This is a genomic window from Oscillibacter sp. 1-3, assembly GCF_000403435.2.
Taxonomy (GTDB): Bacteria; Bacillota; Clostridia; order Oscillospirales; family Oscillospiraceae; genus Oscillibacter.
In genome coordinates, this window is sequence record NZ_KE159703.1 from 1,128,163 (window position 1) to 1,140,941 (window position 12,779).

General features: G+C 60.6%; 12 protein-coding genes and 1 pseudogene. 6 read left to right on the forward strand and 7 right to left on the reverse strand.

Annotated elements, in window-relative coordinates:
* Positions 1-75 precede the first annotated feature (75 nt).
* The 6 genes from C816_RS05415 to C816_RS05440 all read right to left on the reverse strand — a co-directional run bounded on the left by C816_RS05415 (position 76) and on the right by C816_RS05440 (position 7,043).
* Positions 76-927: a hypothetical protein gene (locus C816_RS05415; RefSeq protein WP_016321414.1), complete on the reverse strand. Its 852-nt coding sequence runs from the start codon at positions 925-927 to the stop codon at positions 76-78.
* A gap of 51 nt (positions 928-978) precedes the next feature.
* A complete protein-coding gene (locus C816_RS05420) occupies positions 979-1,695 on the reverse strand; it encodes a DUF6709 family protein (protein ID WP_016321415.1) in 717 nt (238 codons plus the stop codon).
* A gap of 16 nt (positions 1,696-1,711) precedes the next feature.
* Positions 1,712-2,689, reverse strand: a complete 978-nt coding sequence (locus C816_RS05425) for a hypothetical protein (RefSeq protein WP_016321416.1) — start codon at positions 2,687-2,689, stop codon at positions 1,712-1,714.
* Between the two features lie 106 nt (positions 2,690-2,795).
* Positions 2,796-5,069 (reverse strand): hypothetical protein, encoded by a 2,274-nt coding sequence (locus C816_RS21590; RefSeq protein WP_016321417.1) that lies wholly within the window; start codon positions 5,067-5,069, stop codon positions 2,796-2,798.
* A gap of 189 nt (positions 5,070-5,258) precedes the next feature.
* Entirely contained in the window at positions 5,259-6,515 is a 1,257-nt protein-coding gene (locus C816_RS05435; protein ID WP_016321418.1) for a DUF4367 domain-containing protein, read from the reverse strand.
* Between the two features lie 33 nt (positions 6,516-6,548).
* Positions 6,549-7,043 carry an RNA polymerase sigma factor gene (locus C816_RS05440; RefSeq protein ID WP_016321419.1) on the reverse strand — a complete coding sequence of 165 codons (495 nt, stop codon included), beginning with the start codon at positions 7,041-7,043 and terminating at the stop codon, positions 6,549-6,551.
* A 299-nt stretch (positions 7,044-7,342) separates the two neighbouring features.
* On the opposite strand from C816_RS05440, the gene C816_RS05445 reads away from it, so the two are divergent.
* The 6 genes and pseudogenes from C816_RS05445 (at position 7,343) to C816_RS25430 (ending at position 11,765) form a co-directional block, all read left to right on the forward strand.
* Positions 7,343-7,948 carry a recombinase family protein gene (locus tag C816_RS05445; protein WP_040654948.1) on the forward strand — a complete coding sequence of 202 codons (606 nt, stop codon included), beginning with the start codon at positions 7,343-7,345 and terminating at the stop codon, positions 7,946-7,948.
* A 64-nt stretch (positions 7,949-8,012) separates the two neighbouring features.
* Positions 8,013-8,597: an RNA-guided endonuclease InsQ/TnpB family protein gene (locus C816_RS24755; protein ID WP_016321421.1), complete on the forward strand. Its 585-nt coding sequence runs from the start codon at positions 8,013-8,015 to the stop codon at positions 8,595-8,597.
* A 93-nt stretch (positions 8,598-8,690) separates the two neighbouring features.
* Positions 8,691-8,753: pseudogene (locus C816_RS24760) on the forward strand (hypothetical protein); the annotation flags it as partial.
* Positions 8,754-8,821: 68 nt separating this feature from the next.
* Positions 8,822-9,142: a zinc ribbon domain-containing protein gene (locus tag C816_RS24765; protein ID WP_242832141.1), complete on the forward strand. Its 321-nt coding sequence runs from the start codon at positions 8,822-8,824 to the stop codon at positions 9,140-9,142.
* 251 nt (positions 9,143-9,393) lie between these two features.
* A complete protein-coding gene (locus C816_RS05455) occupies positions 9,394-9,744 on the forward strand; it encodes a carbon storage regulator (RefSeq protein WP_016321423.1) in 351 nt (116 codons plus the stop codon).
* Between the two features lie 167 nt (positions 9,745-9,911).
* Positions 9,912-11,765: a flagellin N-terminal helical domain-containing protein gene (locus C816_RS25430; RefSeq protein ID WP_016321424.1), complete on the forward strand. Its 1,854-nt coding sequence runs from the start codon at positions 9,912-9,914 to the stop codon at positions 11,763-11,765.
* Positions 11,766-11,833: 68 nt separating this feature from the next.
* Here the strand turns inward: C816_RS25430 and C816_RS05465 are convergent, their stop codons facing one another.
* Positions 11,834-12,646 (reverse strand): class I SAM-dependent methyltransferase, encoded by an 813-nt coding sequence (locus tag C816_RS05465; protein ID WP_081646285.1) that lies wholly within the window; start codon positions 12,644-12,646, stop codon positions 11,834-11,836.
* Between the last annotated feature and the right edge of the window lie 133 nt (positions 12,647-12,779).

A 12,779-nucleotide genomic window follows, 5' to 3' on the forward strand; every position in this document is an offset into this window, starting at 1 on the left:
AGCCATGGTTCATTTCTTCTGTATTTTATTGATGGATTTACCCGCTTCTGGAGAGGGAATCGCAGGCGGACCATCCTATGGTAACCGGAACAGCAGGAAGGCCACAACGGCCTCCACGATCACAATGACCAGGCTGATCTTGGGCATCTGCTTTTTGCTGAGCATCACGCCGAAACACCCCAGGGCCGCCGCGAAAAGAGCCAGGGGCAGAAGGAGGGTATTGCCGACAGAGGCGGCAATGATGCCGCAGAAGCCGCAGAGGCCGGCGGCAACGGCGTAGTTGCCGCACTCGTCCTCCAGGCGGGTCTCCTCCAGATCCTCCGAGGTGAGGCCGCAGGCGGCGAGGGCCAGCTTTTCCGTGAGATCCATAGCCTTGGCGCAGGCCCCCTCCTGGAGGAAGTCGAAGGGGTAGAATTTATTCCGCTGGAACTGCAGCGGCTCCAGCACCATGACGATTTTGTCCAGTCCCAGCTCCGGCTTCAAGGTAAAGGAAACCGTCAGCTTTTTGCCCCGCTTTCCGGCGAGACTGACCCGCTGGATCAGATCCCGGGTCAGAGGGACGGGGTCGCCCAGCTCGTAGCCGCGGGTCTTCTTGTCATAGGAGAAGGGGAGGACCCAGAGGCAGTCCGCGTCCGCCACAAAGACCTTGTAATAATAGGTGTAGGTGGTGACCCGCATCCGGCTGCTGCCGGAGGTGTGGCTCTCCACCTGGAGGGAGAAGACAACATTCTGGTCACTGGCCTGGGGCAGGCGCTGGCGCACCCGCTCCACCAGATCCCGCCGGGAGGCGTCGTCCTCCAGAGCCCGGGCCCTGCCCCGGGAGCGCCGCATCCAGATGACGGGACCCATGTTATAGCGCCATCCCGCCACGGTAACAGCAATTGCCAAAACGACTATGTACCACAAAATACCCAAAAATTTGTCCATAACAATGTTCCTCTCTTCCGCGCATGCGGGCGCAAAATATGGTGATTCCGATCAGCGGATCTCGGGGTCGTAGCTGGGCCGGGCGGCCGGGGCCTCCTGTGCCGCTCTGGCCGCCCGGGCCTCGCGTGCCCGGCGGGAGTTGGCGGTGGACTTGCGCCAGTAGCGCACCAGCAGCACTGCGCCCAGCAGGAACAGCGCCCCGCCCACGCCGCAGAAGACCCGGATTGTCCCGAAAGCCCGGGGTTCTGCCATCAGCAGCGGACCCATGGTGTCAATGTCCGTGTCCGAGAATCCGTAATCCTCCCGCAGCGTCTGGCGGAACATCTCTGCCAGCTCCTCTTCCATTTTTACAACGCGGGTGTCCAGCTCCAGCTCCGCCGTGGGCGCCGCCCCGCCGGAGAGATAGCCGTAGGTCTGGTCCACCAGCTTGTTGGCCGGAGAGAAATTGGAGGAGTGGACCGTCAGTCCCAGATAGCCCCGCCCGCCGGGCAGGACGTAGTACTGGGAGGAGGTCTTTTTCGCTGTTCTGGAGTTGTTGGAGCGGTTCTCGGTCCAGGTCTGCATACTGGCGAAGCTGTCCAGCAGGTAGGGCACCCGGCCCGACACATGGTCTCCGGCAGACACGTCCCCTGACAGCACGTCGTCAAAGCTTCTGGCGGGTTTGAAGGAGATCACCGTGTCCCGCAGGGAAAAGCCCAGGAGCACTGTGCCGATGAGGAGCAGAACCAGCCCGGTCCCGCTGATTTTATTAAACAGACGTCCTAACATGGTATCCCTCCCGTTCTCACGTCTCCGGCTGAGCGGGCTTGAAGGTCTCCGTCACGCACTGGGCCCCGTCCCGGGTGAAGCCGCTGATGGTGGCGCTGAGGCTCAGGTGCCCGTTGGAGCCGGCGGTGGTCTGCTTGTCAATCAGGCCCATCTGCACCAGAGTGAAGGAGCTGGCGGTCTCCATGTCCACGCCCAGGCGGCTGATGAGCAGGTCGCCCTGAACCTCGCCGTGGGCGAAGATGCCCTCCAGGGTCTCGTAGGGGGCCTCAAAGGCCTGAATGACCGCCTCCATGTCCTCCAGGGCGTACTGACTGGCCCCGGAGACGCTCTCCGTCCGGATGATGGCCACAATCTCATCCCCCTGGGCCGCCAGGACCCACACGGTGCCGTCGGGGAAGGTGCAGGTGGTCATGGAGGCGTTCAGGTAGGATTTCAGCCCGCCGCACAGGGCGGTGAAGAACTGCCGGTTGGTGTTGCTGTCCATCACCATCGCTCCGTCCCGGTTGCCCACATGGAGCTCCCAGGTCTCCTCCGTGGCGCCGCCTTCGCCCTCCAGGGCCTTGGACATCCAGCCGGGCATGTCGTAAAAGGCGCCGGAACCAGTTTCCACGTCCTCCTCCAGGGCCGCCGCCATGGCGGCGTGAAAGGCGTCGTAGTAGTTGGGAGCGGCGAGGGTGACCTCCACCGTGCCCCAGGTCTCCTTGCCCTCCACCGCCTTGGCGGCACAGGTGAGGGCGCCGGTTTTCTCCAGACAGGCTTTATACACCGGGGCCATCTCTCCGCCCACGGCCTCGTCCGTACCGGAGAAGAGCTGGTGGAGGGGGTTGTCGTCGGATATGTAGGGCTTGATTCCCTCGTAGTCCCCCTGCTGGAAGGCCTGGATCAGAGTGTTCACGACTTCCTCGTCGGAGAGCTCCTCCGTCTTGGCCATAGGGCCGCAGGCGGTCAGCAGAAGGCACAGAACCGCCGCGGCTGTAATCAGATATTTTTTCATCAATATTCTCCGTCCTTTGCGTGTTTTATTGGACCATGTGTGATAAATGGCAAAATCCTCAACAACGAGAGATTTTTTTGCCAATCAAGGCGATCTGACGCCGCCGTCAGGGGGCCAGGGGCTCGATCTCCGGCAGGGTCAGCGCGTAGGCGCTGCTGAGCTCCAGCCGCAGGGCGGGGTAGTCCTCGTCCATCTGCTCCGGCAGATAGGTGATCTGCGCAGAGAGGTAGTAGCCCTCCTGCTTGCAGTCCGCGTACAAGATGGCGATTCTGGGAGCGCCGGCCTCCAGATACGCCGCCTGCTTCACGGCGGTGTCATACTCCGGGAAATACGTGGTGTCCGACACGCTCTCGGGGTAGAGGTCCGCGCCGGAAGCCTCCAGCGCGGCATAGGCCTGATCCACCACGTCTCTGGCGTCTTCGCCGGCGGCGATGGTGACGGTGGCCTCCATGCCGTGGGCCGCGGAGCGGAGCGTATAGCCGTCGTCCAGATAGACGGGGGAGCCGAAGGGGACATGGGCGTCCACAAAGGCGTCACGGCCGAACATATCATGGGGGGCCTTGATGTACCCCGCGGCGGTATATTGATAGTCCAGCTCCTCCGCCAGGTGGAACAGGGACTGGTAGTTTTCCTCTGTAATTTCCACCTGGGCGGAGCCGGTGCGCTGGAGATTTTCCAGCATGAAGAGGATGGTCCCCCGGACATCTTCGCTCTTTTTGCCGCTTCCGCCGCTCTTCTGCCGGGCCTCTACCGTCACCAGCAGACCGTCCTCCGCCAGGGCCGTGCCCACATGGACGGCGCTTCCGTCCTTCAGGTACAGCGTGAGGATCTCGTATCGGTACTCCGTGCCGTCCGCCGCCGTCAGGGGCACCAGGGTCTCCTCCGCTCCGGCGTGGGCGAACTGGAAGTAGTCATACTGGGGTGAGGTGCGGTAGTCGCTGATGGGCTGGAGCAGCGTGTCAACGGCCGCGTCCTCGTCCGCGCCCGTTTGGACGGTCAGCGTGAAGTCCGTGTTTGTGACGGAGTCGTGGAAGGTGTTGATGTCGGTGACCTGGAACGCGCCGTCCACCAGGTAGTACACGCCGTCCGTCTCATAGCGGTGGACCTCGCTTTTCGGCGTGCGGGCGGTCACAGCGGCGGAGCCCGTCTGACCGGCGGACCCTGTCCGGCCGGGGGAGGCTGCGCCGCCGGAGAGGGAGCCGTCCAGCAGGGCCCCCAGGCCGTATCCGGCGGCGCCCAGCGCCAGGGCCAGGACCAGCGCCAGGACGCACAGTCCCCAGCGCCAGGGGGCCGGCTCCTGGGGAGGCTCCAGACCGTAGACCGGAGCGAAATTGGGATAGACCTTGGCGATGCGGATTTTCTTCTGCCGCCCGTTTTGCAGGGAGTACTGCCCCTGCCAGCTCCACTGGTCCTCCTTGATAAGCTCGAAGTCCGTAAGGGGGCGCACCACCAGGCTCAAAGAGCTGCCCGGCAGCACCTGACCGCTGGTCAGCAGAGAGACGGCCCGGAGGATGGAGGCTTTGGCCCGCTCCTGCTCCGTCTGGGAGAGGTTTTCCCATCTCAGGGCCCGGAGGCGGGCGGCCTTCTCTGTGAAGCGATATGTATCCATGACGTTGAGGGCGTTGAGATTCACCTGCCAGAGGTGTCCTGCCGTCCGGACGAAGAGGAAGGCCTCTGCCTGATTGATCCGGCTGATGGGCAGGGCGAAGATCATGGCTACGAAAGAGCTGAGAATGGCCAAGAGGGCGGCCATAGTCAGGGGAATGGGGGCGTCCCGTCTCACGGCGATTATCAGCAGCGCCACACCCACCGCAAGCCCTGGCAGCAGGGCGAAAAGGAAGCTGAACCGCAGGGGCCGCAGCCACCCCTTGCCCGCCGGGTAGAAGTCCGCCTCGCCCGCCGCCGCAGATGCCTCCGGAGAGGCGGGAGGCGGAGGAAGCTCCGGCGCGCCGGTATTCCGCAGGCCGCCCAGGATGGTGGGCACTGCGCCCAGCAGGGTGAAGAGGTACAGCATGACCAGGTCGCCCCAGTAGGCGGCGCTTTTCAGCATCCCCCGTTCCAGCAGGAAGGAGATGGACCGGTATGCCTCCAGAATCCCCCAGTCCAGCTCCGAGGAGACGGCGATGGCCCAGGTGAGCCTGTGGGCAAAGAATGTCATCAGCAGGATCAGGACGGAGGAGACCGCCGCGCCCTTTTTGCTCAGCATGCCGCCCAGCATCTCGTAGCCCTTCAGGGCACAGACCGCCATGACGAGTCCGGATATAGAGGCCACATACCCCATCTGTCCGATAATGACTGTGCAGACGACGCCGATCAAAGAGCCCAAAAAGGCGCCGACTATGCCTGCCGCCACATTTTCCCGTCGTTTTTTCTGTTCCACATGAACAGCTCCTTTCTAAAAAATCTGTCTCTCTATATTCAATGAGGCTGAGAACCTGCAGCTATAACCGGAGAACGCCGGATTGGCAGGGAACGCTGCCGTCAGCCGAGGCTGTTGGACTTCAAAAATTCAACTGCGGGCGGCGGCAAAGGGTCTTCCAAAACGGTGTGCAGCGGCTGTGAACAGGCCCTAGGACCCCATGATTACGCTCTCCGCCATCTGGATAAACTCCTGGGCGGTCAGGGGACCGGAAATCCAATAGAGATCGCCGAAAGGGTTGGTCCAGACCAAGTGGCCGGTGCCGTCAGGCTGCCGATACAGCTGGGCGGGAAGGCCGTTAATCAGGACCTCCTCTGCCACAAGACCCGCCGCGGCCTCTGTGATCTCGGCCCAGGACTTTTCCCGGTCGGCGGAGCCGGCGGTGGCGTATGTGTAGCAGAGCCTTCCGCCGTCGTCATTGGTGCAGAGAATCCCGATGCGGGAGATGCCGTCGCCGCTGTTCAGCAGGGTATAGCTGTCCGGAAACCAGAGGGGGCGGTTGGGCGGCTGTTCGCCGGAGACGGGCCGGATGCTCTCCGCAATGCGGAGCAGGTCCTCCCGGGGCAGATCGGCAAAGATGGACATCAGCAGCTCCGCCTCCGTATCTCCCCAAACCAGACCGTTGGTATTTCCTTCCACCAGGCTGAGATACAGGTCCGCCGGATTTCCCCGGACAGTCACGGTCTCCGACGGGCCCTCCATATAGATGGAAAAAGCGCCGGAGGAGGTCGGGAAATACTGGAACACGAGACCGTATCCGTTGGCGGTCTCATAGAGCAGCGAGACTGAGGCGCCCTGATCGGAGATATTGGTCAGCCGGCAGCCCTCCGGCACCCAGGCCGGGCGGTATATGACAGCCTGATTGTCTGTGCCGGCGGCTTCGTCGGAAGATGCGTAGCGGTATTCGAGGTGGTCCCCGCAGATCTCCCGGACCCATCCTGAGAAAACCGCCCTGGCCTCGGGGCTGAAGGTCAGCAGCAGGCCGCCGCTGAGGAGCAGGCACAGCGCCAGACACGCCGCCGTCCGGAGAAGCCGATACCATATGGGATGGCTGGCCTGCCGGGCCAGCCGCCGCATCCGCCGGCGGAGGGAGGGAGACGGGGCGGGCCGTGGCTGTACAGCCACGGCCGAGGCGCTGGGCGCCTCGGCGCTTTCATAAAGGGAGCTGCCGCCGGCAAAAGGGCGGTATTTCTCCAGAAATTCTGCCCAGGCCCGATCCGCGCCGCCGTCGCCCTGCCGGTGCTGCCGCGCCGCCAGAATCTCCGCGGCACGGAGGATCTCGTCCATCTCCGTCTCGCCGGTCTCCTGAGACTGGAAATCCAGCAGGAGCAGCGCCTCCAGGTCGGCGGAACTGGTCCGCTCAAGGGCTTTCAGACGTTTTTGCCGCACCTTTTCAGACTGTGTCATCCTGAATCCCTCCTCTCAAACAGACGCGCCGCGTCAAATGCAGGCCTCGATTTTTTCCTGTAACCGCTTTCGGGCCCGCTGGACCCGCTTTTTGCAGCTCTCCACAGAAATCCCCAGTTCCTCCGCCACCTCCAGCATGGTGCAGCGGTCCAGGGCGATGCGCTTGAGCAGCCGGAAGTCCTCGCTGTCCGACAGATCGCCAAACAGAACGTCCACGCTCACAAGGTCCGTCGTCCCGGCGGCCAGGCATCTGCCGGGATCCAGGGACAGCAGGAGCTTTTTCAGCCTTGCCTGGGTGCGGAGCATGTTCTGGCAAACGTGTTTCAGCGTACACATGATCCAGCGACGGGGGTCGGAGCTGGCGAGGAACTGTTCCCGCTTGGCGCAGGCGATACAGAAGGCGTCCTGAATGGCCTCCTCCGCCAGGGCGGATTCCCCCAGGACCCGCAGGGCGTAGATATGGAGCGCCGGATAGAGCTCCTTATACAGTTGTTCCACCGCGGCTTCCCACGTGTTCCGGTCCTCCATTGCCTCACCTCCTGCCGGACTGTGCGGGCCTGCTTTACATAATTCGGCCGTCCGTAATATATATGTCGAAAGAGCGTTGCCTGGGGACACCTGAATGAAAATTTTTCAAGGGGCCAAGGGGCGGGTTCTTAACTTAATCTTATAACCTTTACCGCGAAAGTCAAGGGACTATTTTGCCGTATTTTTCGCGCTTTGCGAAAAATACTATTGGCATTTTGTTCCGTCTCCTTTATGTTCAATAGTAACTATATTGAGGAAATCAGTCGTTTTAGACCGTGCCTCAACAGGAGGTGGAGAACATCGCGGCATCAACTTACGGATACATCCGGGTCAGCACAAAGGAACAGAATGAGGACCGGCAGCTCATCGCCATGCGTGAGCTGTCTGTCGCAGAGAAGAACATATTTATGGACAAGCAGTCGGGAAAGGATTTCCGGCGGCCGCAGTATCAGAGGATGGTAAAAAAACTAAAGCCGGACGATCTGATCTACGTCAAGAGCATTGACCGGCTGGGGCGCAATTACGAGGAGATCCTGGAGCAGTGGAGGATTCTCACCCGGGAGAAGCGGGTGGACATCGCCGTTTTGGATATGCCGCTGCTGGACACCCGCCGGGGCAAGGATCTGATGGGGACGTTTCTCAGCGACATTGTTTTGCAGGTGCTGTCCTTTGTGGCGGAGAATGAGCGGAGCAATATCCGACAGCGTCAGGCGGAGGGCATTGCAGCAGCCAGGGCCAGGGGCGTTCGGTTCGGCAGGTCGCCGCATCCCCTGCCGGAGAACTTCCGACAGATCCACCGGGACTGGAGGGGGAAGAAGCTCACTCTGAAAGAGGCTGCGGACGCCTGCGCCATGCCGGTGGGAACATTTTACGCCAAGGCCGTCCGGCTGGAGAACGACAATTGAACGGTTGAAAACCGCCGGTTTGTAAAAGTACACCATTGCACATTTAACGGATGGAGGCGCGGGGATGAAAGAGTATACCACCGTCAAGCTCCGCCTCCATCCCACCGCGGATCAGGCCGTGCTGATGGAGAAGACCTTTGGCTGCTGTCGCTGGCTCTGGAACCGGATGCTGGCGGACGCGGGGGAGTTTTACGCCGCCTCGGATCTGCAGTACATTCCCACGCCGGCCCGCTATAAAAAGGAGGCCCCTTTCCTGCGGGAGGTGGACAGCCAGCCGCTTTGCTGCGTCTACCAGAATCTGCGGCAGGCCTTTCTGTACTTCTTCCGGAACCCCGGGGCCTTTCAGTGCCCGCGGTTCAAGGCCAAGAAGGACCGGCGGGACGCCTTTACCGTCTATTGCCGTCAGTACTGCACCGGGCCCTCCATCCGCCTTTTGAAGGACAGCATCCAAATGCCGAAGCTGGGCCTGATCCCGGCTGTGGTCCACCGCAGGCCCCTGCGCCAATGGAAGCTGACGTCCGTGACGGTGACAAAGTCCAGGACCGGGAAATACTTTTGTTCCATTGTCTTCGGCTATGAGGCGCCGGAGCGGGAGACGGCCGTGCCGGCCGCGGAGCGGACCCTGGGTCTGAACTGCTCTCCGGCCTGATTGTATGTGGACAGCCGGGGCGGCAGTCCTGTCCTGCCGGATCTGGCAAAGTCTCGGGAGAAGCCGGCCCGGATGCAGAGCAGGCTCTCCCGTATGGAGTCCGGCTCCCGGAACTATGAGGAACAGATGCAGAAAATCCGGCTCCTGCATGAGCATATCGCCAACCAGAGAAAGGACTTCATTCACAAGGAATCCCGGCGGATAGCCAACGCCTGGGACGCCGCGTGCGCGCGGGACAGCGACCTGGTGGAGTTATCCCGGAGACTGAGGGGAGCGGACGTGATGAGCGCCGGCTTCGGGATGTTTCGGGACTGCCTGAAATACAAGCTGGAGCGGCAGGGAAAGGCATACATCGTGGTGGACCAGTACGTCCCGCGGCAAAGACCTGCCATGTCTGTGAATGCGTCAACGAACAGCTGTCCGCCCGTGCGCGGACCTGGGCCTGCCCCGCCTGCGGCGCGTCCCTCACACGGAAGGTCAACACCGCCCGGAACCTCCGGGAGTTTGGATTGAAGGAGATTGGCGCTTTGAGCGCTGTTTCATAACCCTCAGCATGTGCTGGCCGGGACGCCGGTGAACGCCCAGGAGCGGCGGGAAGCGCTGATTTGACCGGCAAGCCTCTTTGCCTGTGAAATCAGCGCTCCCCAAGGCCGCGAAATGGGAACAAGAGAGGGCGGCTCCCTTCGGGGACACAGCCTGAATCTCGCAAGAGAGGTCCACTCAGCATAATATTGTGACTTTGTCACACCGGCGCAGTCAGGAGGACGCGCCGCGAGAACGGTTTAAGGAGATTTCTATGCTCTGTATTTCCATGAAGCCCGGCGAGTATTTCACCGTGGGTGGCAGCACCGTGGTCCAGCTGGACCGCCTGACGGGAGACCGGGTCCACCTGACCGTCAACGCACCCAGAGAGGTCCCCATTCTGCGGGGGGCGGTGCTGGAGCGCAGTGGCGGGGAGCGGCCCGCCTGCGTGTTCGATCCGCCGGCCCGGCCTGTGCGCCAGCTCCCCTGGAACGGCGCGAAGCGGGCGGCCCTGGCGGACCTGCGCCGGACGCTGGAGGGGATGGAGGACGCCCCGGAGGTCCGAATCCTGCGGGAGAAGCTGGACCTCATTTTTTCCTGGCCGCCGGAGGGCGGCGGGGAGTGACTGATTTTTGGTTTCGACCGGCTGACGAGCCGGCTGAAATATAGTCCCTGCGCTGAAAGTTCCGGGCATCGTGGCCACATACCCGGGGCGGACGGCGCGATTGAGAACTGTGCTCTGGTAAAAGGATGCTCCGGGGCACATTAAAAGACTGAAAGGAGTCAACTACTATGCGTATCCAGCACAATATTATGGCATTGAACGCCTACCGCAACTACAACACCAACACCTCTGCTCTGAGCAAGAACCTGGAGAAGCTGTCCTCCGGCTACAAGATCAACCGCGCCGGCGACGACGCCGCGGGCCTGGCCATTTCCGAGAAGATGCGCGCTCAGATCACCGGCCTGAACGCCGCCCAGAAGAACGTCAAGGACGGCATCTCCCTGGTGAAGACCGCTGAGGGCGCCATGCAGGAGATCCAGGACATGCTTAACCGCATGGACTACCTGGCCACCCAGTCCGCCAACGGCACCTATGACAACGAGGTTGACCGCGCCAACCTGCAAAAAGAGGTTGACCAGCTGCTGGACGAAATCGACCGTATCGCCGAGAGCTCCAACTTCAACGGCATCAAGCTGCTGGATGGTTCTCTGGATACCGGCGCCAAAGCGGCCAGCACCACCTGGAGCGATCCCGCTGACGTGTCGATTGGCAATGCGGGTCAGGCTCACCAGCTTGCGACTACCGCCGTTGGTCATGCGCTGCGCACGGACGGCGTGGATCGGCAGGATCCTACCTTCACCGTAGATCTGACCAATGTGGAGTTCAATGCGGAAACCGCTAATGGTTTTACGATTAATATTGGCGGTGTGGATATTGATGTTACCAAGGGTGCTGACGGCACTACCGCGTTGAAGAAGGGTGACAAGCTCTCTGGTGAAAATTTGGCAAAGGCCATTGCTGCGGCAGTCAATGCGACCGCAACCACTGTCAAAGGGACAAAGGCGGCAGACGCAACCGAGAGTGCGGTGTTGAATGGTCTGGAAATTGATGGTCTGGTCTATAAAGCAAGTGTGGAAGGCAGCTCTGTGAAGTTCGAGCTTCAGACTGCCGATAAGGATGGTGCGGCCATTCTGGACCAGGAGCTGAAAAATGACGGCACCGCCACCATTGAGCAGCAGGGCGTTACCATCACCGATAAGGCTGGCGATGGCACTGATGGAACGTTCACCGGCCTGGATGCTATGGGCCATGCCAATACCAAGATTAACATCGGTGTTGCTGAAAAAGCCGGAGATCTGGCCCACGCCACCATTGACCTGACCGGAAAGATTAAGGACGGCACAAAGCTGACCATTGGTGACAAGACCTATGTGTTCCAGGTTGGCAAGGATAGCAAGGTGACCGAGGCCGGCGACGGCGAGGTCCTCATTGACATGAAGGATGTGGAGGCCGATGATGCCCAGCTGGTGGATAAGGCCATTGCAAAGCTGACCAATCAGGAGAATACCTGGTTCCGTCTGGAATCCGGTAAGACTGGCCTGCTTACTGCCGTAGAGAAAGTTGGCACCGATGGCAAGCCGGTCTACGCGGGTACGGGCGACATCACCACCACCGCTGGACTGCAGTCAAACTTCCAGATTTCTCAGATGACCTATACCGCAGCCGATCCGGGCGATGCGTCTAAGAGTCTGCAGCTGCAGATCGGCGATACCAGCGATTCCTACAACCAGCTGCAGGTCAAGGTGGGCGACATGCACAGAACCGCTCTGGGCCTGAACGGCCTGAACATCGGCACTGCGCAGGACGCCTCCAACGCCATTCAGAAGATTAAGGACGCCATTAACCAGGTCTCCTCTGTCCGCGGCGATCTGGGCGCCACCCAGAACCGTCTGGAGCACACCGCCAACAACCTGAGCGTCATGGCGGAGAACATCCAGGACGCCGAGTCCACCATCCGCGACACCGACGTTGCCGAGGAGATGATGGCCTACACCAAGAACAACATCCTGGTTCAGTCCGCCCAGGCCATGCTGGCCCAGGCCAACGCTGTTCCCCAGGGCGCGCTGCAGCTGTTGGGCTAATCAGCACGGATTGTTTTTGGAACAATCCCATAGGACCCAAAAGAGGGACGGCCCATCGGGCCGCCCCTTTAACACTTTTCAATCAGCACAAACCACCCCAGATTCATCAGCTCGCTGCTGGATTCGGCCCGCTCCGCCAGACGGTCCATGATGCGGTTGGTTTCCTTTATTTGCAACAGATCGAATTCGCGGATATGGTCTCCTGTGTGTCGCTTGTATACGTACGCCGCGCGCTCGAGCTCCAGCTGTATGTGCCTGAAATAGTTTCCGTTTGCACACATTTCCAGTATTTTCATACCATACCGGAGGCACATTTCCTCGTACCAATATTTATTGATGCCTGGATAGTAGTGATAGGGGGCAAAATGCGTCACGCTGGTAAACGGGGCGGAGAGGATCAGTCTTCCGCCCTTTTTCAAAATCCTTGAGAGCTCTTTCATCGCCAGCTCCGGATTGGGGATGTGCTCAAAGACCTCTGTACAGAGTATATAGTCAAAGCTCTCGTCCGGTACCGGAATATCAATAATATCCGATATGATGTTTATCTGGCTGACATCCCATTCCTCGGTTTGAAGCCCTTCGCCGTTTCCTGTCCCGTCATATTGGCAGAGATCCTGTGAGACATAGCGGAGATGGGAGCAGTACTTTTTGTACCGCTGGTCGCCCGCGCCCGCATCCAGCAGAGACTTTCCCGCCTCGCACTGCTCCAGCTGCTTTTTTACCCACAGATCCCGCATGAGCTGTTTGCCGAAGTGGGTGTAATCGTCTATTTCGCATAGGTTGGCCTCACTCAAAAAGCGCTTTGCCAGCTGGTAGTTTTCCTTGTATTTTGCCGCTAACGCGTCGGGCAGCCGGGAAAAGCATATTTTGTCTTCCGGCATGTGGTAAGCTTGAATGGTCTCATAGATCTCCGCAGAGTATATGCTCGCCACATAGATGACATCGTATTCTGTGCCGATATGGCCGGGGGTAAATATGGGCTTTCCGCAAAAAGTAGCTTCTGTTGGCGGCGAT

Coding starts and splice junctions, on each gene's coding strand:
- C816_RS05415 (WP_016321414.1), bottom strand. CDS start 927: ATGGACAAATTTTTGGGTATTTTGTGGTACATAGTCGTTTTGGCAATT.
- C816_RS05420 (WP_016321415.1), bottom strand. CDS start 1,695: ATGTTAGGACGTCTGTTTAATAAAATCAGCGGGACCGGGCTGGTTCTG.
- C816_RS05425 (WP_016321416.1), bottom strand. CDS start 2,689: ATGAAAAAATATCTGATTACAGCCGCGGCGGTTCTGTGCCTTCTGCTG.
- C816_RS05435 (WP_016321418.1), bottom strand. CDS start 6,515: ATGACACAGTCTGAAAAGGTGCGGCAAAAACGTCTGAAAGCCCTTGAG.
- C816_RS05440 (WP_016321419.1), bottom strand. CDS start 7,043: ATGGAGGACCGGAACACGTGGGAAGCCGCGGTGGAACAACTGTATAAG.
- C816_RS24755 (WP_016321421.1), top strand. CDS start 8,013: ATGAAAGAGTATACCACCGTCAAGCTCCGCCTCCATCCCACCGCGGAT.
- C816_RS05455 (WP_016321423.1), top strand. CDS start 9,394: ATGCTCTGTATTTCCATGAAGCCCGGCGAGTATTTCACCGTGGGTGGC.
- C816_RS25430 (WP_016321424.1), top strand. CDS start 9,912: ATGCGTATCCAGCACAATATTATGGCATTGAACGCCTACCGCAACTAC.
- C816_RS05465 (WP_081646285.1), bottom strand. CDS start 12,646: ATGCCGGAAGACAAAATATGCTTTTCCCGGCTGCCCGACGCGTTAGCG.